Genomic DNA, 23233 nt, shown 5'->3' on the forward strand with positions numbered 1-23233 from the left:
GCCATACTCAACGGCACGTTGCAATTGGTAAGGCCATTTGATATGCCGCTCGAATGGATGACGGCCGACGACGATCGGCCGCGACACAAGGGAGAGGGCATATGATGGTTTTCCGGAACTCGGTCGCCAGGACGGCGTTGGCCATAGCGCTGATCGCGGGTGCCGCGCCCGCGCTGGCGCAGACGCCGCCCGCCGCACCCGACCCCGTCACCCCCCAGGCTTCGGGCCAGTTGACCGATCCCGCCCAGAGCGCGCCCGGCGGCCCCACCTCCAATGTCGACAGCGCCACCACCACGGGCGAGATCATCGTCACCGCCAACAAGCGCGCGGAAAACATCCAGCGCGTGCCGCTCGCCGTTTCGGTGGTGGCGCCCGCGCAGCTCGCCGCGGCCGGCGTGCGCAACTTCCAGGATCTCAGCAAGATCTCGCCCTCGCTCGTCGTGCGCCCCGCCGAGCAGCCGCAGAATTCCAACGTGTCGCTGCGCGGCGTCGGCACCTTCGCGTTCGGGATCGGCGTCGAATCGAGCGTCGCCGTGCTGGTCGACGAAGTGCCGCTGCCCTTCCAGGCGCGCGCCTTCACCGACCTGCCCGATGTCGAGCGGATCGAGGTGCTGCGCGGGCCGCAGAGCACGCTGTACGGCAAATCGGCCTCGGCCGGCCTCATCAACATCATCACCCGCGCGCCGACCGACACGCTGCGAGTCCATGCCAACGCCGTGGTCACCACCGACGACGAACATGGCGGCAATTTCAGCGTGTCGGGGCCGATCTCGCCCGATCTCGGCTACGTCGTCTCGGCGGCATACAATGCCTGGGGCGGCAACGTGCACAATGTGTACGACAACAAGGAGGTGAGCGGCCGCGAGTCGGTGAACCTGCGCGGCAAGCTGCGCTGGTCACCCGACGACCGCTCGTCGGTGACGCTGTCGGCCAATTACGTCAACGGCAACACCACCGTGGGCCGGCCGTTCATCGCGGTGGCGCCGGGCGCGCTGCTGCGCGGCCAGCCGGGGCTCACCCCGGCGGTGGTGTTTCCCGGCGTGACGCCCGGCCCCGACAACCAGAATATCAGCAACAATTTCGACGCCCGCACCAAATACTCGGGGGGTGGCGGCTATCTGCGCACCGAACTCAGCGTGTTGGGCGACATGAACTTCATCACCATCACCTCGTACGACCGGTTCCACCTGGACGATTATCTCGATCAGGACGACACCTCGGCGCCGGGCGCTTACGGCAACAACAACCAGCTCGGCGCGTTCGATTCCGAACAGATCACCAACGAGATGCGGCTGCAATCGGCGAGCAACAAGCCGTTCCGCTATACGCTCGGCACCTATTTCGCCAATGTGAGCTTCAACCGCCCCTTCTTCCGCGGGCCCGTCTTCTCGCTCGCCAACTGGTCCGCCACGTCGAAGTCGCGCCAGGTCGCGGGCTTCGCGCAGTTCGACTGGGAGTTCCTGCCCAAGCTGACGCTGACGGGCGGCGGCCGCGTCCAGAACGAAGCGGTCGCCTATAATTACGCCGACCGCAACGCCAACACCTTCTACAGCGGCCATGCGGAGGATACCGCGGGCACCTACAAGGCCAGCCTGCGGTATGAATTCACGCCCGACCTGATGGTGTTCGGCACCTATGCCACCGGGTACAAGGGCCAGACCTATGATCTGTCCACCGGCTTCAACCAGAACCGCGCGGCAGCCGGGCCGATCAAGCCGGAACGCTCGCGCGACCGCGAGATCGGTGCGCGAACCCAGTTCTTCGAGCACCATCTGACGCTCAACCTCACGCTCTTCGACACCGATTATACCAATTTGCAGGCGCAATCGATCGAGACGCTGGCGGACGGCACGCAGAATTACCGCCTGACCAATGTCGGCGGGCTCAACACCAAGGGGATCGAGCTCGAGGCCTCCGCGCGGCTCGGCGACGACCTCAATCTGAACGGCGCGGCGACGTATCTCGATGCGCATTATACCGATTACCCGGTCGGCCAATGCTATCCGCTGCAGACCGCGGCGCAGGGCTGCACCGGAAGCCCCGCGCGCCAGAACCTGACCGGGATGCGCGTGGCGCAGGCGCCCGAATGGAAGTTCAACGTGAGCGCCGATTATTCGCCCAAGCTCGGCCGCGATCTGCGCGGCGTCGCGCAGGTGAACTGGCAGTTCCAGACCCGCGTCAACTATGCGATCGACGATCCCCAGACGCTTCAGAAGGCGTTCCACATCGTCAATCTCGGGCTCGGCGTGCGCGGGCCGGAGCGGCGCTGGGAACTGGTCGCCTTCGTCAACAACGTGTTCGATCAGCGCTATTATTCGTCGCTCATCAACACCGCGGGCAATTTCGGCAATCAGGTGGCGACGCAGGCGCTGCTGCCGCGCGATTTCCGCCGCTATGCCGGCTTGCGGCTCGCGCTGAACTATTGAGGCACGCAAGCGGGAGAGTGGCGATGGGTTCGAGGATCGGAATGGCGATCGGCGCGGCGCTCGCGCTGGCCGCGGCGGTGGGCGTGACGGCGCAAGAGCCGCTGGCCCGGCCCAGCGTGGATTCGCCCGAACTGGCGGCGCTCGGCGCCTATCCGGTGGGGATCGCCGACGCCGCGTTCGACCAGCCCGGCCAGATCGATCTGCGCCCCGACGCCCCCGCCGGCGCGCGGGCCAATCGCCACCTGCCGCTCATGATCTGGTATCCCGCCGCCGCGCCGGGCGCGGGGATCACCTATCGCACCGCTTTGTCGGGCGAGGATGGCGTCGACGTGCCGTTCGACCTGCCCGGCATCGCCACGCGCGGCGCCGCCGCCGCGCGTGGTCGCTTCCCGCTCGTCATCCTGGCGCACGGCTATGGCAACACGCCCGCGGTGCTGTCCTGGCTCGGCGAGAATCTGGCGAGCAAGGGCTATGTGGTCGTGGCGCCCGCCTTCGGGGATCCGGCGATCAGCCTGCGCACCGCCGCGGCGCGCGCGGGGCCGATCGCGCGCCGTCCGCTCGACATCGCCTTCGTCGCGCGCGAGGCGCAGCGCCGCGCGCGGGCCGGCATGGGCGTATTCGCTGCGGCCGATGCCGATCGCACCGCGCTGATCGGCTACTCGATGGGCGGTTATGGCGTGCTCACGGCCGCGGGCGCGCCGATCGACCCCGCGCTCGCCGGGCTGACGCGCGGTGCGCTCGCGCCCTATGTCGCCGGGGGCGCCCAAAGCGCCGCCCTCAAGGTCGCGAACCTCAAGGCGGTGGTCGCGATCTCGCCGGCGAACCGCTTCGGGGACACGCCGATCTGGTCGGGCGACGGCATCGCCGCGGTGACCACGCCGACGCTGTTCGTCGTCGGCAGCCAGGATCATGTGGTCGGCTATGACGGGGTGCGCGCGCTGTTCGACGGCGCGGTCCATGCGCCGCGCTATCTGCTGACCTTCAAGGAGGCGGGGCACAGCATCGCGCTGGTCGGCGCACCGCCGGCCATGCGCCGCCGCTTCTGGGATCTCGACTGGTTCGAGGACGCGGTGTGGCGCAAGGACCGGCTGCTGCCGGTGGAGGCGCATTTCATCACCGCCTTTCTTGACCGCCATGTGAAGGGCGACGCGAGCAGGGACGCCTATCTCGACGGTCTCGTCGCCGATTCCGATTCCGGCCGCTGGGCCACGGCACCGATCGGCCGCTATGCCGGTTACAGCCCGGGGCCGCCCGCCGCGACGACCTGGAAGGGATTCCAGCCGAGCCGCGCCACGGGCATGATGTTCGAGACCAAGCCTGCACGATGAACGCGACGATGGACGATAGGACCGGCCCCGTATGGATGACGCCGACGATGCGCTGGTTCGGCCCCGCCGATCCGGTGGCGCTGCGCGATATCCGCCAGGCGGGCGCGACGGGGATCGTCACCGCGCTGCACGAACTGCCCAACGGCGCGGTGTGGCCGCACGAGGCGATCGCCGCGCGCAAGGCGATGATCCGCGCCGCCGGGCTCGACTGGACGGTGGTCGAAAGCCTGCCGGTGGACGAGGGGATCAAGGTGCGCGGCCCGGATTGGGACCGGCTGATCGCCGCCTATACCGAAAGCCTGCGCCATCTCGCGGCGAACGGCATCCGCACCGTCACCTATAATTTCATGCCGCTGCTCGACTGGACGCGGACCGATCTGGCCTGGCCCCTGCCCGACGGGGCGCTGGCACTCCGTTTCGAACTGACCGCCGTCGCGGCCTTCGATCTGTTCCTGCTGAAGCGGCCGCGCGCGGCGGCCGACTATCCCGCCGAGACGCTGGCGGCGGCCGAACGCCGCTTCGCCGCGATGGACGACGCCGCGCGGCACCGGCTGGAGCGGACGATCATCGCCGGCCTGCCGGGCAGCGAGGAGAGCTTCACGCTCGACGCGTTCCGCCAGGCGATGACGCTCTATGACGGGCTCGACGCCGACGGGCTGCGCGCGAACCATGTCGCCTTTCTCGAGGCCGTCTGCCCGGTCGCCGACGCGCTGGGGCTGGCGCTCGTCGTCCATCCCGACGATCCGCCCTTCCCGATCTTCGGCCTGCCGCGCGTCGTCAGCACCGAGGCGGATGTGGCCGAACTGTTCCGCCGGGTGCCGGCGGCGTCGAACGGGCTGTGCCTGTGCACCGGGTCGTTCGGCGTCCGCGCCGACAACGACCTGCCCGGCATGGTCGAGCGGCTGGGCGACCGGATCGGCTTTCTCCATCTCCGCTCTGTCCGGCGCGAAGCGGACGGCGCGTTCCACGAGGCAGCGCATCTCGAGGGCGATGCGGGCATGCCGGCGGTGATGGCCGCGGTGCACCGCCTGCAACAGCGCACCGGCCGCGCCTTGCCGATGCGCCCCGACCATGGCCACCAGATGCTCGACGACCTGAACCGGCGCACCAATCCGGGCTATTCGCTGCTCGGCCGGATGCGGGGCCTGGCCGAGCTCCGCGGGCTGGAGCGCGGCGTGGCGCAGGCGGCGAGGGTATAAGGCTGGACGATCATGACGCGGTGCCCGCCGAGGCCCCGCGCGACAGGAGAGACGCGATGACGATACCGGGCTGGACACGCGCGATCGCGATGACGCTGATGCTGGCGGCCACGCCGCTCGCCGCTCAGGAGCCGCCGCCGCGCCCGGCTCCGCTGCTGGTCGCCGCCGACCTGCGCGACGGCACCGATCTGTCGGGCGCATGGCATTATTCGATCGATCCGTTCCGTTCGGGGATCGCCGGCTTTCACGGCGGCGCGCCCGATTCCGGCCAGCAGCGCTGGCGCGACGTCGATGTCCGCCAGGCGATGGCGAGCGACAGCCGGGTGCTCTACGAATTCGATCTCGCGCATTCGCCGCTGACGACCCTGCCCTCCTCCTGGCTGACCGAAGCGCCCGAGCTGCGCCATTATGACGGGCTGATGTGGTATCAGCGCAGCTTCCCCGCGCCGGTCGCGCGCCGGGGGCGCTATTTCCTGCGCTTCGGCGCGGCAAACTATGCGACGATCGTCTATCTCAACGGCCGCGAAGTCGGCCGGCACGAAGGCGGCTTCACCCCCTTCGCGTTCGACGTGACGCGGTTGCTGCGCGACGGCGACAACCAGATCACCATCGGCGTCGATTCGCAGGCGAACGAGGCGACCGTGCCGCCGCCCGTCACCGACTGGGAGAATTACGGCGGGATCACGCGCCCCGTCCGGCTGATCGCCACGCCCGACACCTATGTCGACGATGCGTGGGTGCGGCTGGCGCGCGACGGCACCCTGGCGGTCGACGTGCATCTCGACGGGCCGCAGGCGGCGAATCATCCGGTTGCGCTGCACATCGCCGACCTGAAGCTGGACCGCGCCGGGGTGACGGATGCGCGGGGCGACTGGCACGCGACGATCGCCGCGCCGCGCGCGCTGGTCCGCTGGTCGCCCGATCGGCCGCGGCTCTACGACGTCGCGGTCAGCGCGGGCGCGGATCGCTGGCGCGACCGGATCGGCTTTCGCACGCTGGCGGTGCGCGGGTCGGACATCCTGCTCAACGGCCGCCCGATCTTCCTGCGCGGCATCTCGATGCACGAGGAGGAGCTGGGCGTCGATCCGACGCGCGCGATGACGCCCGCCGCCGCGCGCGCGCTGCTCGGCGAGATCAAGGACGGGCTGCACGGCAATTACGTCCGCCTGGCGCATTACCCACACAGCGAGGTGACGCTGCGCCTCGCCGACGAGATGGGCCTGCTCGTCTGGAGCGAGGTGCCGGTCTATTGGCGCGTCGCCTGGTCGAACCCGGCGACGCTGGCGCGCGCGCGGACGATGCTGGCCGAAAACATCCTGCGCGATCGCAACCGCGCGGCGGTGGCGATCTGGAGCGTCGCCAACGAGACGCCGGTGACGGACGCGCGCAACGCGTTCCTGCGCACGCTGGTGGCCGATGCCCGCCGGCTCGACGACACGCGGCTCGTCAGCGCCGCCCTGCTGGTGGAGCGATCGGACGCGGGCGGCCATCCGGTGATGACGCTGGCCGATCCGCTCGCCGACTCGCTCGATGTGCTGGCGATCAACACCTATAACGGCTGGTACACGCAGGATCGCCTCGCCGATCTGCCGGGGAGCATCTGGCACGTGCCCCCGAACCGGCCGCTGATCTTTTCCGAGCTGGGCGCGGACGCGCGCGCGGGCTTCCACGATCCCGTTCACGAACAGAAATTCTCCGAGGAGTTCCAGGCGGATTATTACCGCGCCACGCTGGCCATGGCGGACCGGCTGCCGACGCTGCGGGGCCTGTCGCCCTGGATCCTGAAGGATTTCCGCTCGCCGCGCCGGCAGAACCCCGATTTCCAGCAGGGCTGGAACCGCAAGGGGCTGATCTCCGAAACGGGCGAGCGCAAGGCCGCGTTCGACGTGCTGGCGGCCTATTATCACGGCAAGGAGGCGACGCCCCGGTGAAGCGGGGCCCCGGCCGGTCGCGGGTTGGGGATATATAATTTCCGCAACCACCGAGGGGCGAGCTAGTGCGGCGGGCGCAGCACGGGGAGCAGATCCGCTCGGGAGACGTGGCATGAAGACCTTGCCGAACGCGGTCGGCGCGCTCGCCGCGCTTCTGCTCGGCGGGTGCGCCCATTATGGCGCGCTGCCGCTGGCACCGGCCGCGCCGCTCGCCCCGCGCATCGATGCGCTGGCCAGCGCCCCGGCGCCGGGCACGCCGCTGTCGATCGCGCAGGTGGTCGGCCTCGCGCTGGCGAACAACCCCGATCTCCAGGCCGCGCGGCGCAACCGCGCGGTCGCCGCCGGGCGTACCCGGCAGGCCGGCATCCTCCCCAATCCGGCGCTGACCGGCGCGTTCCTGCCGCTGCTGTCGGGCCCCGGCACCGTGCCGGCGTGGAACATCGGCATCGGCCAGGATATTAAGGCACTCGTCACCTATCGGTCAAAACGCCGCGCCGCGGCCGATGGCGAGCAGCAGGTGGCCGCCGAGATCGTCTGGCAGGAGTGGCAGGTGGCGGGGCAGGCGCGGCAGATCGCGGCGGATCTGATCGTCGGCGCCCGCACCCGGCCCAGCTATGCGGCGGCCTATCGCCTGCTCGCCGACCGCAACGCCAAGCTCGAACAGGCGCTCGCCGCGCGCAACACCACGCTGGTGATCGTCGCGCCCGACCGGATCGCGCTGCAGGCCGCGCGCACGGCGCTCGATGCTTTCGACCAGAAGCAACTGGCATCGATGCATCAACTCGATGCGCTGCTGGGGCTTGCGCCCGACGTGGTCGTGCCGCTCGCCGCCAAACCCGATCTGCCGCCGTTCGATCCGGCTGCGATCCGCGCCGGGCTCGGCGCCCTGCCCAGCCGACGGCCCGATCTGATCGCGTTGCAGATGGGCTATGCCGCCGCCGACGAGCAGGTGCGGCAGGCGATCCTCTCGCAATTCCCCGATCTGGTGCTGGGCGGCAGCGCCACCAGCGACAGTTCGAAGGTCGTCAATGGCGGCCCCGGCGCGACGCTCGGCCTGCCGCTGTTCGATCGCAACCGGAGCAATATCGCGATCGCCGAGGCGACGCGTGCGCAGCTCCACGCCGATTATGCGGCGCGGCTGGCGACAGCAACGGGCACGGTCGGCGCGATGCTGCGCGAGATGGAGCAGCTCTCGGCGCAGCTCGCCGCGCAGCGCCGCGACCTGCCCGCAGCGCGCCTCGCCGCCGCTCGCGCGCAAACCGCGTTCGGCCAGTCCAACATCGACGAGCGCAGCTATATCGATCTCGTCTCGAACCGCTTCACCAAGGAACAGGACATCATGACGCTGGAACTGGCGTTGCTCGATCGGCGGATCGCGCTGCAGACGCTGGTCGGCGACGGCCTGCCGACCGTCGACCTGCCGGTGGCGCCGCGATGAGGGCGCGGACGGCGCTCGTCGCCACGATCCTGCTAAGCGGATGTGGCGGCGGGACGCCCGATGCCGCGCCGACGCCGACGCCCAGCGTGCTCGTCTCCACCGCCGCGCCGATACCGGGATCGCTGCCGCGCACCGTCACCGCTTACGGGTCGGTCGCGCCCGCACTCGACGGCACGCGGACCTTCAGCGAGGCGCAGCCGGGGCAAGTGACCCGGCTGATGGTCACGCCGGGCGCGGCGGTGCATGCCGGGCAGGCGCTCGCGCGCTTCGTCACCGCGCCGTCCGCGCGCAGCAGCTACACGCAGGCGGTCGACGCGCTGAAGGCCGCGCAGAAGCAACGCGCCACCACCGCGCAATTGCTGGGTCAGCAATTCGCCACCCAGGACCAGCTCGTGCAGGCGGACCGGGCGGTCGCCGACGCACAGACCGCGCTCGCCGCACTGCGGGCCGAAGGGGCGGGGGCCGACGGCCATCTGCTAACCGCACCGTTCGACGGCATCGTCACCGCCGTCACCGTGGCGCAGGGCGACCGCACCCCGGCCGGCGCGGCGATCCTCACTTTGGTGAAGGCGGGCGGCGTCGTCGTGACGGTGGGCATCGATCCGTCCGAACGCGGCGCGGTCGCGATCGGCCAGCCCGCGTCGCTGGTGCGGCTCTCGGGGGGGGCACCGCTCGCGGGACATGTGCTGCGCGTCGACAGCGCGCTCAACGCGAAGACGCGGCTGGTGGACATCGACATCGCCTTTCCGCGCGGCAGCCTGCTGCCCGGCGAGGGCATGCGGGTCGCGATCGCCACCGGGCAGATATCGGGCTGGGTGGTGCCACACCGCGCGGTGGTCACCGCCGGCGGCCCGACGCACGTCTTCCAGATCGCCGGCGGTAAGGCCAAGGCGGTGCCCGTCGCGGTCGCGCTCGCCTCCGACGACGGCGATGTCGTCACCGGCGCGATCGACCGGCAACGACCGCTGATCGTCGACGGCGCCTATCAGGTGCAGGACGGCGATGCCGTGCGGCGGTCGCGCTGATGCTCGAACGGCTGCTGCGCGAACAGTCGCGCGCGTTCGTCCTCATCGCGCTGGCGCTGGCGATCGCGGGCGCCTTCGCGGCGCTGTCGCTGCCGATCGGCCTGTTCCCGCAGGTCTCGTTCCCGCGCGTCGTGGTCGATCTCGATTCCGGCAGCCGCCCGGCCGACCAGACCGCGCTCACCGTCACCCGCCCGGTCGAGGAGGCGATCCGCGCGATCCCCGGCGTGCAGGACGTCCGTTCGGCGACGAGTCGGGGCTCGGCGCAGATCTCGATCGATTTCGGCTGGGGCCGCGACATGGTGGCGAGCACGCTGCTGGTCGATTCCGCGATCGCGCGCATCCTGCCCTCGCTGCCCGCCGGCACCCAATATGGCGTGCGGCGGATGGACCCGACGGTCTTTCCGATCATCTCCTATGCGCTGGTGCCCGATCGCGCCGATCCCGTCGCGCTGCAGGATTTCGCGCGCTATCAGATCACGCCGCTGCTGTCCTCGATCGCCGGCCTCGCCCGCGTCGGCGTGCAGGGCGGCGATACGGGCGAGATCGAGGTGCTGGCCGACGCCCACCGCCTGGCCGATCACGGCCTCGCGATGAGCGACCTGGCGACCGCGATCCGGGGCGGCAACGTGCTGAGCGCGGTCGGCCAGGTGCAGGATCGCGGGCGGCTGTCGCTGGTGATCGCCGATCGCAGCGTGGCGAGCGCGGCGCAGGTCGGCGACATCGTCGTCACCGCCGATCCGGCCGGCGTGGTGCGCGTGCGCGACGTCGCGACCGTGCGGAGCGGCGCGGTGCCGGTGTGGCAGCGTATCGTCGAGGACGGCCGCCCCGCCGTGCTGTTCAACATCTACGAACAGCCCGACGGCAACGCGGTGCGGATCGCTGAGGCCGTGCAACAGAAGCTCGCCGGCGTCGCCCTGCCGCCCGGCGTGAAACTGGTGTGCTGGTACGACCAGAGCGTGCTGGTCACGCAATCGGTGGCGAGCGTGCGCGATGCCGTGCTGATCGGCCTCGTCCTCGCCGGGCTCGTGCTGCTGTGGTTCCTGCGCAGCTGGCGCGTCACGCTGGTGGCCGTCATCGTCGTGCCGGCGACGCTGGCGACGACGGTGCTGGTGCTCGCCATCCTCGGCATGAGCTTCAACATCATGACGCTGGGGGGCATCGCCGCGGCGGTCGGCCTGTTGATCGACGACGTGATCGTGATGGTCGAGCATATCGCCCGCCGCGCGGGCGCCCGGGGCGCGGACGGCATGCCGGTGGGCGATGCCGCGGTCATCCCGGCCGCGCGCGAGTTCATGGCGCCGCTCACCGGATCGAGTCTGGCCACGCTGATCGTGTTCATCCCCCTGTCCTTCCTCAGCGGCGTGACCGGCGCCTTCTCGAAGGCGCTGTCGCTGACGATGGCGACGGCGCTTGCGATCTCCTGGGCGATGACGGCGTTCGTCGTGCCCGTGCTGGTGCGGTGGCTGGTCGATTTCGACGCGTGGCACGATCCCGGCGAGCCCGGCCAGGGCGCCGCCGCGCGCGCGCATGATCGCGCGCTCGGCACGCTGGCGGCGCGGCCCTGGTTGCTCGCCGCGATCGCGGTGCCGCTGCTCGTCATCGGCTATGTCGGTTATTCGAACGTGCCGAGCGGCTTCATGCCCAAGGTGGACGAGGGCGGGTTCATCATGGACTATTACACCACGCCCGGCACCTCGCTCGACGAGTCCAGCCGCCAGATCGGCCAGATCGACGCGATGCTGAAGGCCGATCCCGATGTCGAGACCTTCTCGCGGCGGCTCGGCACCGGGCTCGGCGGCGATCTCGGGCAAAGCTATCACGGCGATTATTTCGTCCGGCTGAAGCCCGATCACCACAAGCCGACCGAGGACGTCGCGAGCGCCGTCGCCGACCGGGTGACCGCGCAGGTGCCCGGCGTCCAGGTCGAGGTGGCGCAGTTGATCGAGGATCTGATCGGCGACCTGACCGCGGTGCCGCAGCCGATCGAGGTGAAGCTCTACGCCGCCGATCCCGCCGTGCTGGAGGGCGAAGCGAAGAAGGTCGCTGCGCTGATCGCGCGGATCGACGGCGTCGTCGAGGTGAAGGACGGCGTCCAGCTCGCGGGCGATGCGCTCGACGTGCATGTCGATCCGGTGCGCGCCGGGCTGGAGGGCGTGGCACCCGCCGATGTCGAGGCGCAGCTCGCCACCGCGCTGACCGGCAGCGTCGCGACCACGCTGGCGCAGGCGACCAAGGCGGTCGACGTCCGCGTGCGGCTGCCCGATGCGCTGACCCTGAGCCAGACCGATCTCGCGCGATTGCCGATCCGCGCCACCGACGGCCATGTCTTTGCCCTGTCGCGCGTCGCGACCGTGGAGACGGTGACCGGCCAGCCGCAGATCGCGCGCGACAATCTGGAGCCGATGGTCGCCGTCACCGGCCGCATCCAGGGGCGCGGCATCGGCGCCGCTGTGGGCGACGTGCAGCGGGTTCTCGACAGGCCCGGCACGCTCGGCCCCGGCATCCGCTACGAACTGGGCGGCCTCTACCAGCAGCAGCAGATCGCGTTCGCCGGCCTCATCAAGGTGTTCGGCGCGGCGCTGGTGGCCGAACTGGCGCTGCTGCTGATCCTCTATCGCCGCTTCTGGCTGCCCGTCATCATCATCGGCTGTTCGCTGCTGTCGACCACGTCGGTGTTCACCGCCCTCTGGCTGGCGGGCGTCGATCTCAACATCACCGCGCTGATGGGCATGACGATGATTATCGGCATCGGCACCGAGATGGCGATCTTCTACGTCTCCGAATTCGAGGAACTGTGCCGCACGATGCCGCCCGCCGAGGCGACGCGCGCGGCGAGCCGCAGCCGCCTCCGCCCGATCACGATGACGACGCTGGCGACGATCCTGACCCTGCTCCCGCTGGCGCTCGCGATCGGCGCGGGATCCGGCATCCAGCAACCGCTCGCCATCGCGATCATCGCCGGGCTGCTGCTGCAATATCCGCTCGTGCTGCTCGCCATGCCGATTCTCGTGCGGCTCACCCTCCCGCGCGACGCGCCCGGGCTCAGCCGGCCTGCGGCAGCGTGATCGTCACCGCGAGGCCGGGATCGTTCGCCGCGACCGTCACGTCGCCGCGGTGCGCCGCCGCCACCGCCGCGACGAGACTGAGGCCCAGGCCGTTGCCCGGCGTCGTCCGGCTTGCCTCGGCGCGGTAGAAGCGGCGCAGGATCGCGGCCCGTTCCGCCGCGTCCACGCCCGGCCCGTCGTCCGAGACGGTGATCCGCGCGCGTCCGGCATCGGCGCGCAGGGTCAGCGCGACGGCGGTTCCTTCGGGCGTGTGCACCCGTGCATTGTCGAGCAGATTGACGATCGCCTGCGCGAGCAGCTCGCGATGGCCGCGCACGACGATCCCCGGCTCGACCCGCCAGGACAGCGGATGCCCGCTGTCGCCGAGCGCGGGCAGGAAGCTGTCGCCGACATCCGCGACCAGCGCGGACAGATCGACCGCGACGAAGCCGTCGGCCAGTCCGCCGCCCTCGACCTCGGCGATACGCAGGATCGCGGCGAACAGCGCCAGGATCGCGTCGCCCTGCTCGATCGCCCGTTCCGCCGCCCCCTCGACCACGCCCACCGATTCCAGGCGCCCCCGCAGCCGCAGCAGCGGCGTGCGCAGATCGTGCGCCACGTCGCTCGACACCTGGCGCAGATTCTCCATCAGTCCGGCGATCCGGTCGAGCATGGCGTTGAGCGCGAGCGCGACGCCGTCGAACTCGTCCAGATCGGCGCTGACCGGCATGCGCAGCCGCAGGTCGCCCGCTACGACCGCGTTGGCGGTGCGGCTGATCGTGCCGAGCCGCTGCCGCAGATAACGCCCCAGCAGCAGCGCGCCGACGAATCCGATCACCAGCACGGCCGCAAAGGCGATGCCGAACAGCGTCAGGATCGTCGCGTCGATCGCCTCGATCGTCTCGGTATCGACCGCGACGACCAGCCGGTCGCCGCCCCGCAGGTCCACCGCCCTGGCACGCGCGCTATCGGGGCCCTCTTCGGGATCCTGGAAGACGATCATGCCGAAGCCGACGGGCGGGCGCGGCGTATCCAGATGGCCGGCGATCCGGCGGCCCGCGGGATCGAACAGCGCATAGGCGAAGGAGCCGGTGGTGCGGCCACGCTCCCGCTCGGCGATCGCGCGGCCGATCCTGCCCGGCTGCCGCGCCACATCGGCGAGTTCGGCGCTGATCTGGTCGTCGCGCTGGCGGCGGAACTCGGCATCCGCCGCGAAATACACCGCCACGCCCAGCAGCAGGATCGCCGCCGCAAACGCCAGCGCATAGGTGAACGCGATGCGGTAGGCAGCGCTCATCCGCAGCCTAGCCATCGGTCCGCATCCGATAGCCCGCGCCGCGGACGGTCTCGATCGGATCGAAGGCGGAACATTCGCGCAGCTTCGCGCGCATCCGGCTGAGATGGCTTTCGACGATGTTGGTCTGCGGGTCGAAATGGAAGCCCCAGACCTCCTCGAGGAACATCGTGCGGGTGACGATCCGCCCGGCATGGCGCATCAGCAGTTCGAGCAGGGCATATTCGCGCGGCTGGAGATGCACGGTGCGCCCTGCGCGCGACACCTCGCGGCGCAGCACGTCGAGCGTGATGTCGCCCACCTCCAGCCGCGTCACCACCGCGTTGATCGGCGGGCGCCGCGCGAGCGCGTTCAGCCGTGCGACCAGCTCGGCCATGGCGAACGGCTTCACCAGATAATCGTCGGCACCGGCATCGAGCCCGTCGACCCGATCGGCGACGCCGCCCTTCGCCGTCAGCACCAGCACCGGCACGCGCACGTCCGCCGCGCGCAGCCGCCGCAGCACGTCGAGCCCCTCGATCCGCGGCAGCATGCGATCGAGGATCACCGCGTCGAACGTCTCGCGCACGCCCAGACGCCAGGCATCCTCACCGTCGGCCACCCGCGTCACCGCATGGCCGCGCTCATGAAGGCCGCGCTCGACGAACGCCGCGATGTCCGGATCGTCTTCCGCCAGAAGAATACGCATCGGCTCCGCCCCCCGTGCCGGACACCCTAGCGCCGATCGCGGACGCAAACGAGCCACGCGTGCGCGGTCGACGCGGACGGCTCGAATTGTATTTCGCCAATGTCCGCACGCGGCGCTGGTGCGGCGCGCAGGCACCGCGCAAAGGCGGCGCATTGCCTCACGGAGTCGTCCGATGCGCCCTGCCCTGCTCGCCCTTCTCGCGGCCGCCACGCCGGTCTTCGCCGCCCCGGCCCCCAATCCCGCCCCCGCCCCCACCTATGCGGTGACCGGCAGCATTGCCGGGCCCGATGGCGGCTGGGACTATGCGCGCGTCGATTCCAAAGCCCACCGGCTGTATGTGGCGCGTCCGGACTCCGTGACGATGGTCGATCTCGCCAAAGGCGACGCGACGTCCTGGGGCACGCTCGCCCGCGGCCACGCCGTCGTGCCGCTGCCGGACCATCGCCTGCTCGTCACCAGCGGCAACGACGCGACGGTGCGCTTTTTCGACACGGCGAGCGGCCGGCAGATCGCCAGCCTGCCCGTCGGCAAGAAGCCCGATGCGGCGATCGACGACGAGCCGCACGCGCGTGCCTATGTGATGAACGGCGTCGGCGGCACGGTGTCGGTGATCGATACCAACGCAATGCGCGTCACCCGCACCATCGCGGTGAAGCCCGCGCTCGAATATGCCGCGCTCGCCGATGGCACGCTGTTCATCAACAACGAGGACCTGAACGAGATCGAAGTCGTGGATGTCGCGCAGGGCAAGACCGGCGCGCCGATCGCGATGCCGGGCTGCGAGGGGCCGACCGGGCTCGCCTATGACGCCCGGCGCGCCATGCTCGTCAGCGCCTGCTCCAACGGCCAGGCCGCCATCGTCGACGCCAATGCGCGGCGGCTGGTAACGCTCATTCCGATCGGCAAGGGTGCCGATGCGGTCATCCTCGACGCCGCCCGCCGACTGGCGTTCGTGCCGTGCGGCAAGGACGGCGTGCTCGACATCCTGGCGCTGGATCGGCCGGGCGGGATCGCGCATGCCGGCCGCGTCACGACCGAAGTCGGCGCGCGGACCGGCGCGCTCGATCCGGCGACGGGGATCGTCTATCTGCCGACCGCGCGGTTCGCGCCATCGCAAGCCGCCGGCGCCCGCCCCGCGCCGCTCCCCGGCAGTTTCCACATCCTCGTCGTCACACCCAAGGGGTGACCGCCGCGCCGGGCGCCGGCGGTCACATCATGCGGTGGCGAAGATTGCCGAGGACCACGAGCGTTCCCGAGACCATCAGCGCCACGATCAGCGCCGAAAAGAGCACCAATTGCAGGTCATCTCGGCCGGATCGCTTGAGCGAGACGTGCAGGAAGAACCGGAAATGGACGATCGTCTGGACCAGCGCGAGCCCCAGGATCGCCGCGAACGTCTCGCCCGCCGGCATCGCCGGCCAGTGGACCAGCGCGAACGCGGCCCCGGTCAGCACCAGCGCGCTGGCATAGCCGATCCCGTACGACCGGATCTCGCGGGACTTGTCGGCGTCGGCGTCGCTCATCGGATCAGACCCTGCAGATAGACCAGCGAGAAGATCGCGATCCAGACGATATCGAGGAAATGCCAGAACAGGCCGAGCCGCAGGAGGTTGATCTTCACGCGCGTGTCGAACCCATAGGCGGCCACCTGCACCGCCATCACGACGAGCCAGAGGCAGCCACAGGCGACGTGAAGCCCGTGAAGCGGCACGAGCCCGAAAAACGCGGACAGGAAGCCGCTCCGCATCGGCACCGCGCCATGCGCGATCATCGTCCGGAAATCGTTCAGTTCGAGCGCCAGGAAACCCAGCCCCAGCAGCAACGTGACGCCCAGCCAGGCCAGCACCGTCCGGCGGGCGGCGCGATGCTTCATCGCCACGGAGGCCATGCCATAGGTGAAGCTGCTGGTCAGCAGGATCAGTGTCTCGGCGAAGGTCGGACCGATCTCGTAGACATCGGCCGGCCGCGGCCCGCCCGCGGTCGCGGGCAGCATCACGCCATAGGTGGCGAACAGCAGCGCGAAGATCACGGCGTCGCTCATCAGGAAGACCCAGAAGCCGAAGATGTCGGCCTCCGCCTTCTCGTGAGCCCCGGGGTCGGTGATGCCGAGGTTCAGCCCGGCATGCGCGACATCGTCAGCGGCCATGCGACACCATCAGCGCCAGGCCGCCGTTCAGGGGGATCGTCTCGGCCTGTCGCGGCACCGGCGTCGTGGCGCGGACCTGCGCCAGCCATGCGCGGTCGATCGCGGCGACGTCGGCCGCGGGCACGATCCGCGTCGTGTCGCGCGCGAAGCTGCGCAGGATGACGGTGGCGACCACGATCGCGCCGGCGCTCAGCGCCAGCCACCAGATATGCCAGACGAGCCCGAAGGCCAGGACGGTGCCGCCGATCCCGAGCGCGGGGCCGGCGGCGCTGTTGCGCGGCACTTCGATCGCTTCGTAGCGCGCGGCTTCGCGATAGGCGCGGCCGTCGCGCTTGGCATCGTAGAACGGATCGCGGCTGGCGACGTGCGGCAGCACCGCGAAATTATATTCGGGGGGCGGCGCGGCGATCGACCATTCGAGGCTGCGGCCATCCCAGGGATCGCCAGCCGCGACCCGGTTCGCCGCGCGGTCGCGGATGCTGACCCGCAGCTGGACGAACAGCGAGACGAGCGCGGCGAGCAGGATCAGCGCGCCCACCCCCGCCACATAGAGGAGCGGACGGAAGGCGGGATCCGACACCGCCTGCGCGCGGCGCGTCATCCCCGCCGCGCCCAGCACATAGAGCGGCATGAACGCGAGATAGAAGCCCAGCACCCAGCAGCCGAACGCCCGCCGGCCCCAGCGTTCGTCGAGGCGGAAGCCGAACGCCTTGGGAAACCAGTAATGATAGGCGGCGAGCATGCCGTACAGCAGCCCGGGGATCAGCATGTTGTGGAAATGCGCGACGAGGAACAGCGTGTTGTGCACCACATAATCGAGCGGCGGCACCGCGAGGATGATGCCGGTGAACCCGCCGAGCACGAACGTCATCATGAACGCCAGCGAATAGAGCATCGGCACGGTGAAGCGCACCTCGCCGCGAAACATCGTCCAGATCCAGTCGTAGATCTTGACGCCGGTCGGCACCCCGATCGTCATCGTCGCGATGCCGAACGCCGCGTTCAGATTGGCGTCCTGCCCCATGGTGAAGAAGTGATGGACCCACACGGTGAACGATAGCACCGCGATCGCCATGGTCGCGATCACCAGCGAGGTATAGCCGTAGAGCTCCTTGGTCGAAAAGGTCGACACCACCTCCGAATACACGCCGAACGCGGGCAGGATCAGAATGTACACCTCCGGATGGCCGAACAGCCAGAACAGGTTGGCATAGTTCATCATGTTGCCGCCGAGATCGTTCGTGAAGAAATGAAAGCCGAGATACCGGTCGAGCGCGAGGAGCGCGGTCGCGACCGTCAGCGGCGGCATCGCGAAGATCATCAGGATGCTGGTGCACAGCGCCGTCCAGCAGAACAGCGGCATCCGCATCAGCGTCATGCCGGGGCAGCGCAGCTTGTAGAGCGTCACCGCGAAATTGAGCCCGGTGAGCGTCGATCCGATCGAGCCGAGCGTCACCGCCCAGATCCAGTAATCGGGGCCGACATCGGGGCTGAAGGCCAGGCCGGTATAGGGCGGATAGCCGGTCCAGCCGCCGGTGGAGAACTGCCCGATCGCCAGCGACACCATCATCAGCCCCGCAGCCCCGCCCGTCAGGCACAGGCTGACCGAGTTGAGCAGCGGAAAGGCGACGTCGCGCGCGCCGATCTGCAGCGGCATGACATAGTTGATGACGCCGGTGAGGAACGGCATCGCCATGAAGAAGATCATGATCGAGCCGTGGGTGGAGAAGAGCTGCGCGAAATGTTCGGGCGTGACGAAGCCCGGCGCCTGCACCGCGCTGGCCTGTTGCAGCCGCATCAGCACCGCCTCGATCAGCGCGCGGCTGAGCATGACGAAGGCGATGACCACATACATGATGCCGATCTTCTTGTGATCGACGCTGGTCAGCCATTCGCGCCAGAGCCAGCGCCAGCGGCCGAGCACGGTGAGCAGCACCGCGAGCCCGATCGCGCCGACGATCACCAGCGCGCCCGCGCCCGCGCCAATGATCTCGCTGACGCTCGGATCCTCCCAGGCGCGAACGAAGGGAAGATCGTGCCAGGCGAAGCGGCCAAGCAGCACGGGAAGGACGGGTTCGATCATTTCGCGGGAGCCTGCGTGCGCGCCATCACCCTGACGAAGGTCGCGGGCGAGGCCGCGGAATAGAAGATCGGCGCGCGCGGCGTCGATCGCGCGAACAGCGCGTTCAGCGCCGCCGCGTCCAGCGGGCGGGCGGCGGCGCGCACGCGCGCCAGCCAGCGCCGGTAATCGGCGGCGCCGAGCGCGACCACCGTGAACTTCTGATCCTGAAACCCCGTGCCGTTGAACTGGGTGTTCTCACCCGCATACAGGCCGGGCGTCGTCACCGCGAAGTTCAGCTCGGTTCGCATGCCCGCCATCGCATAGATCTGCCCGGCCAGCCGCGGCATCATCAGCGACTGCATGACGGTGCCGCTCGTCAGGTCGACATGGACCGGCCGCCCGACCGGCACCGCAAGCTGGTTCACCGCGGCCACGCGCTGGTCGGGATAGACGAACAGCCATTTCCAGTCGAACCCGATCGCCTGGATGCGCAGGGCCGGCTGGCCCGAAGCGAGCGGACGATAGGGATCGAGGCGGTGCGTATAGTGCCACAGCACCACCCCCAGCCCGATCACGATCGCTGCCGGCGGTATCCAGATCAGCCCCTCGATCCACCACGCGAAATCCCAGTTCGGGCGGTAGGCCGCGCGCGTGTTCGACAGGCGGTAATGCCAGGCGAAGGCGGGCACCAGCAGCAGCACGGGCCCCGCCACGAAGACCAGCACCCCGCCGACGATCAGATAGAGATGCCAGGTCTGTTCGGCGACCGGCCCGGCATGATGGACGATCCCGCTGCGCAACGCCGTGCATCCCGCGATCAGGCCGCACCCGGCGACCGCCATGGCGGCGCGCACCGCCCGCGCGCCGGTGCTCACGCGGCGATCGAACGGACGATCCGCATGGCGCCGTCCGGGGCGGTGGGCATCTCCGACGCCGGGTCGGGATGGCGGCGTGGCGGGAACGGGTTCATTGTCGCGTGATAGCCGCCGATGCCGCCGTCGGGCAAGCCGAACGGCATCATGGCGCCGATCGCCGTTCCGATTGAGGCGGCCTTGCCATCAACGTAAAGCTGGCGCGCGCGATGAGCCATTTCGCGAGAAAAGCTGCCGGCATATACGGATCCGCGGAAATGCGATTTAGCAGTAGCCAGTCGCCCGAAACCGACACACAAGGACGATCGATGCACCGGCCCCTGCTCTCTCGCCTCGTCCCTTGTCTCGTCGCCAGCCTCCTCCTCGCCACTCCGGCGACCGCCAGCTCGCCCGAGTTGATCGGGCTCCAAAGTGCGCTTGGCGCATTGGTTTCGGCGCATCCCGGCGAATATGGCATTGCGGCGCTCGACCTGCGCGACGGATCGGCCGTCGCGGTCAACGGCGACATTCCGTATCCGATGGCCAGTACGGTCAAGCTCGCGATCGCCGGCGCTTACCTTGCCGAGGTGGACCGTGGCCTGCGCAGCCTCGACCAGGTCGTTGCCGGTCAATCTGCGGCGAACCTGTTGGAGCGGATGATCGTCCGCAGCGACAACCGCGCTGCCGACCAGCTTCTTACCACCGTCGGCGGCCCGGTCTCCGTCCAGCAGTGGCTGTCATCAAACGGCATCACGGGCATCCGGGTGGACCGGACCATCGCGCAGCTCCTGCGTGAACATGGGCATCTTGCCGACAGCAAGGATGTAGCGACGCCCAATGCCATGGTGGCCCTGCTCTACAAGCTGAATACCGGGATGCTTCTCAAGCCCCAAAGCCGCGCCTTGCTGCTCGGGCTGATGAGCCGATGCGCGACGGGCACCCGGCGGATCCGTTCGCTTCTCCCGGCCGGCACGCTCGTGGAGGACAAGACCGGGACGCTTGATGGCGTCACCAACGATGTCGGATTCATCACCATGCCGGATGGTCGCCGGCTGGCCATCGCGGTCTTTGCCAGAGGGGGGCGCGATCGCCAGCTCGGCATCGCCGAAGTCGCACGGGCGATTTACGACCGCTTCGCGGACGCCGAACGCAACGCGCTCACGCTTTTCCTGAAATTGCGGTGAGCGAAGCACCATGCGGCTGATCGCGGGTTGGCCACTTGCGATCAGCCAACGATCGTTATGATTGGCTCAACTCGGATCGCTCGTTCCGATGAGAGGAGTGGCCACTGCAAGCGACACGACGGATCATGACGGCGCGCGCGCCATGCCACTGCGCAGCCGCCTCACCTCGCGGCTGATCGTGATCGCCAGGTTTGCGGGGGTAAGATCGTGCCGGGCGCTGCCAGGGAACAGCACCGTCACGACATTATCGCCGATGCTTTCGATGTCGTCACCGACCCGCGTGCAAGACGTGTCTGGTCCACGCTCCGAACATAGCTCGCGTCCAAGCGCGCGGTGGAGCGCGATCGATCCTTCCCCAAGCTTTGCGAACGGGCCGGTATCCGCGACGATCACCGGCACCATCACGCCGTGATACTGGACATAGCCGAAATCGCCGACATCCACGCCGGTAAGCTTGGTGAACCTGCCCCGGACATCCCGCGGTCCGGCGAACGGGATCACGACATAGGGGATGGTGTCGGCATCGACCGGCACCTCGCCGCCCTTGCCATCGGGCAGCATCAGCGAGGTCGGGCACTGGTCCATGCGCCCGTGATTGGGGCTGCACGCGAAAGGCGAACCGTCGAGGTCCACCGCCAGCTTCGAGGCATAGGCGATTTCCCCACCGGGCAGCCGGCGCAGAGCGGTGACCGCGTTGGGATCGCTACGGCACCCTCTGATCGCATGGCCGCTGAACCGATCCTCCCGGTCGCAGGTGGCGAACTCCTGCCGGTAAGCCTCGTCGACGGCCCGGCCGGCCGGAAGATAGACCCCCGCCGGCCAGGGCGAGACGACCGCAACGGCCGCGATGAGTAGCGTAGATGGTGACATCAGTTCGCCTCGGACTGCCTGAGGGCCGACGATGCCGTATGTGGGTCGGCGGCAGCTTCAAGACGCGCGTCGCTCTGCACGATTTCAGGCGGCACCGTCGGCATGGCATCGAACGGCAAGTCGCGATGCAGCGTCGATGCCCAGCGTTCGAGCCACTCGTTGCCATCAGGGCCGATATAATGGTCTGCCGTGCGGTAGGCCGGATCATGCATCGCGACGCTCAGCGGCACCACCTGCAGCCCCGCATGGCGCAGGATGGTGGCAAGTCCATCGATGCTCGCCGCGTTCAGGCGGCTGGCGTGGAGCAGAAAGACGAAAGCCGGTTCGCGTCCGAACAGCGTCGTGCCGGCGCTGACATACCAGTCGACGATCGCGCGCGTGAACGTCAGATATTGCTCGCGTATGTGGATCGCCTCGGCAGTGGCGCCGCGTGCGACCGCATCGTCATAGGGTGCCGAGAATTGCCAGTCGCTGTTCTCCATCGTGACCGGCGCCACGCGGTAATGGTGCTCCGCAAGCCAACCAACCACCCGATCGTGACTGGCGCGCGTCTGCCCCGTTTCCAAATAGGGATAACGGAACCACTGCTCGTGACGGCCCCGAGCGGACAGCAGCCTGCCGGTTTCCGTCTCGTCACGAACGATGTCCGCCACATACGCATCGGCAGGCGTCGTATCGAGCGAGGCGTGCGAGTAAGTGTGATTCCCCAGGTCCATGCCGGCGTTCAGCCAGCGCGCAAGCAGCAAGGTGCGCTGCGGCTTGTCCGGCCCTTCGAGCTGAATTTCATTGACGAAACCGGTCACCCGCCACCGATGGCGGATGAAGCCGCTCAGGAGCTGATCGGTGACCACTGCGCCGTCGGCCGCCGACGCCAAGGCGCCGAACACCGGCACGTCGTCAAAGGTCAGCGCGACCTTGCCTGATCGAACCGGTGCGTTGCCGATCAGCAGCAGGGCCGCAACGCTCGCCACCGACCGACGAGACGCGGTCACATAGTTTTTTAAGCGCCAGGCCGCCGGCCTGTGCCGCGGCATGCACGCTCGACTCATCGCTGGGAGTTTTGCTGGGAACTCAACGTACGCGCTGCATCGATCAGCGGCGTCAGCGCCGCCCGAAGGCGATCGGCGGTTTGCCGCAGCTCTGCGGCCTCCGCCATCGCGCCGCCCACCGCCGCACCGCCCGTAGCCACGGCATGGCGCGATCGCTCGTACAGGTGGCGGTCATAGTCCGGGTCGTGGCGCCGTTGGACGCTATGCAGCGTATCGTCCGGCCGAACATCGTCGCGCGGGTCGCTAAGCGCGGCCAGCGGTCCCACTTTGGTGTCGAGGATGATGTCGGCGAGCGACGCGATCTGCGCCGCGATGAGGTCTTGCGCTGCGGGGCTGGTCAGCAACCGTGCCGCGTCCGCCACCTTCGGATTACGGGGGACGACTCGCTGAGCCGCGGCGGGCGTGGCGATGACAAGGAGGAGGAGCACAAAGGAAAGGTTCTTCATGCGCCAATCTCCTGCGCCTACGCGATATCGCATATGTAGCGGTTTTCCCGTTCTTGTTCCAGTGCTTACGCGGGCGACCTCGGCAGGAACACCAACGACATTACCACGTTCCATACGCAATGACTGTCATTCGGCAGCCGCTTGTCCACTTCCGGAAAGCAGCCATAAGCCGAGTGGGACGCTCGACGATGAGACTGTTCGTTGCGAAGCGGCAGAGATCCTGTCGACGCTTATCGAGAGCGTAACGATCTA

At 69.1% G+C, this 23233-nt stretch carries 19 protein-coding genes; 9 read left to right on the top strand and 10 right to left on the bottom strand.

From position 1 onward, the window contains the following. The first annotated feature begins 101 nt into the window (after positions 1-101). From L8H00_RS16790 to L8H00_RS16820, 7 genes are all read left to right on the top strand, one after another. Entirely contained in the window at positions 102-2426 is a 2325-nt protein-coding gene (locus tag L8H00_RS16790; protein WP_242098456.1) for a TonB-dependent receptor, read from the top strand. A gap of 23 nt (positions 2427-2449) precedes the next feature. Beyond that, positions 2450-3754 carry a dienelactone hydrolase gene (locus tag L8H00_RS16795; RefSeq protein WP_242098457.1) on the top strand — a complete coding sequence of 435 codons (1305 nt, stop codon included), beginning with the start codon at positions 2450-2452 and terminating at the stop codon, positions 3752-3754. Between the two features lie 8 nt (positions 3755-3762). Next, complete coding sequence (uxuA, locus tag L8H00_RS16800) at positions 3763-4953, top strand: mannonate dehydratase (RefSeq protein WP_242098458.1); 1191 nt, start codon at positions 3763-3765, stop codon at positions 4951-4953. A 56-nt stretch (positions 4954-5009) separates the two neighbouring features. Continuing rightward, the gene (locus tag L8H00_RS16805; protein ID WP_242098459.1) at positions 5010-6884 is read left to right on the top strand and encodes a glycoside hydrolase family 2 TIM barrel-domain containing protein; all 1875 of its coding nucleotides are present in this window, start codon (positions 5010-5012) and stop codon (positions 6882-6884) included. A gap of 112 nt (positions 6885-6996) precedes the next feature. Then, the gene (locus L8H00_RS16810; RefSeq protein ID WP_242098460.1) at positions 6997-8322 is read left to right on the top strand and encodes a TolC family protein; all 1326 of its coding nucleotides are present in this window, start codon (positions 6997-6999) and stop codon (positions 8320-8322) included. Next, entirely contained in the window at positions 8319-9347 is a 1029-nt protein-coding gene (locus tag L8H00_RS16815; protein WP_242098461.1) for an efflux RND transporter periplasmic adaptor subunit, read from the top strand. The genes L8H00_RS16810 and L8H00_RS16815 overlap by 4 nt, the downstream gene beginning before the upstream one ends. Beyond that, positions 9347-12412, top strand: coding sequence for an efflux RND transporter permease subunit (locus tag L8H00_RS16820; protein WP_242098462.1), 3066 nt, complete (start codon positions 9347-9349; stop codon positions 12410-12412). The genes L8H00_RS16815 and L8H00_RS16820 overlap by 1 nt, the downstream gene beginning before the upstream one ends. Here L8H00_RS16820 and L8H00_RS16825 read toward each other — a convergent pair. Next, complete coding sequence (locus tag L8H00_RS16825; RefSeq protein ID WP_242098463.1) at positions 12390-13688, bottom strand: HAMP domain-containing sensor histidine kinase; 1299 nt, start codon at positions 13686-13688, stop codon at positions 12390-12392. The genes L8H00_RS16820 and L8H00_RS16825 overlap by 23 nt on opposite strands. Positions 13689-13695: 7 nt before the next feature. Beyond that, on the bottom strand, positions 13696-14373 hold the full coding sequence (locus L8H00_RS16830) for a response regulator transcription factor (RefSeq protein ID WP_242098464.1): 678 nt from the start codon (positions 14371-14373) through the stop codon (positions 13696-13698). Between the two features lie 172 nt (positions 14374-14545). Here L8H00_RS16830 and L8H00_RS16835 point away from each other — a divergent pair, with 172 nt between their 5' ends. Further along, positions 14546-15559, top strand: a complete 1014-nt coding sequence (locus L8H00_RS16835) for a YncE family protein (protein ID WP_242098465.1) — start codon at positions 14546-14548, stop codon at positions 15557-15559. A 22-nt stretch (positions 15560-15581) separates the two neighbouring features. Here L8H00_RS16835 and L8H00_RS16840 read toward each other — a convergent pair whose 3' ends face one another. From L8H00_RS16840 to L8H00_RS16860, 5 genes are read right to left on the bottom strand one after another with little or no spacing between them, the layout of a single operon-like run. Continuing rightward, entirely contained in the window at positions 15582-15896 is a 315-nt protein-coding gene (locus L8H00_RS16840; RefSeq protein ID WP_242098466.1) for a cytochrome C oxidase subunit IV family protein, read from the bottom strand. After that, complete coding sequence (locus tag L8H00_RS16845) at positions 15893-16519, bottom strand: cytochrome c oxidase subunit 3 (RefSeq protein WP_242098467.1); 627 nt, start codon at positions 16517-16519, stop codon at positions 15893-15895. The genes L8H00_RS16840 and L8H00_RS16845 overlap by 4 nt, the downstream gene beginning before the upstream one ends. Beyond that, entirely contained in the window at positions 16509-18602 is a 2094-nt protein-coding gene (locus tag L8H00_RS16850; RefSeq protein ID WP_242098468.1) for a cbb3-type cytochrome c oxidase subunit I, read from the bottom strand. The genes L8H00_RS16845 and L8H00_RS16850 overlap by 11 nt, the downstream gene beginning before the upstream one ends. Next, on the bottom strand, positions 18599-19456 hold the full coding sequence (locus L8H00_RS16855; protein WP_242098469.1) for a cytochrome ubiquinol oxidase subunit II: 858 nt from the start codon (positions 19454-19456) through the stop codon (positions 18599-18601). Before L8H00_RS16855 ends, L8H00_RS16850 begins: the two co-directional genes overlap by 4 nt. Then, positions 19453-19752 (bottom strand): hypothetical protein, encoded by a 300-nt coding sequence (locus tag L8H00_RS16860; protein WP_242098470.1) that lies wholly within the window; start codon positions 19750-19752, stop codon positions 19453-19455. The genes L8H00_RS16855 and L8H00_RS16860 overlap by 4 nt, the downstream gene beginning before the upstream one ends. 9 nt (positions 19753-19761) lie before the next feature. On the opposite strand from L8H00_RS16860, the gene L8H00_RS16865 reads away from it, so the two are divergent. Beyond that, positions 19762-20616, top strand: a complete 855-nt coding sequence (locus L8H00_RS16865) for a serine hydrolase (protein ID WP_242098471.1) — start codon at positions 19762-19764, stop codon at positions 20614-20616. Between the two features lie 123 nt (positions 20617-20739). Here the strand turns inward: L8H00_RS16865 and L8H00_RS16870 are convergent, their stop codons facing one another. From L8H00_RS16870 to L8H00_RS16880, 3 genes are read right to left on the bottom strand one after another with little or no spacing between them, the layout of a single operon-like run. Further along, positions 20740-21486, bottom strand: a complete 747-nt coding sequence (locus tag L8H00_RS16870) for a glycoside hydrolase family 75 protein (RefSeq protein WP_242098472.1) — start codon at positions 21484-21486, stop codon at positions 20740-20742. Next, complete coding sequence (locus L8H00_RS16875; protein WP_242098473.1) at positions 21486-22520, bottom strand: polysaccharide deacetylase family protein; 1035 nt, start codon at positions 22518-22520, stop codon at positions 21486-21488. The genes L8H00_RS16870 and L8H00_RS16875 overlap by 1 nt, the downstream gene beginning before the upstream one ends. Positions 22521-22531: 11 nt before the next feature. Then, entirely contained in the window at positions 22532-22981 is a 450-nt protein-coding gene (locus L8H00_RS16880) for a hypothetical protein (RefSeq protein WP_242098474.1), read from the bottom strand. Positions 22982-23233: the final 252 nt, after the last annotated feature.

Origin of the sequence: Sphingomonas sp. CROZ-RG-20F-R02-07 (assembly GCF_022662335.1) — a bacterium.
In the GTDB taxonomy this organism is placed as follows: domain Bacteria; phylum Pseudomonadota; class Alphaproteobacteria; order Sphingomonadales; family Sphingomonadaceae; genus Sphingomonas.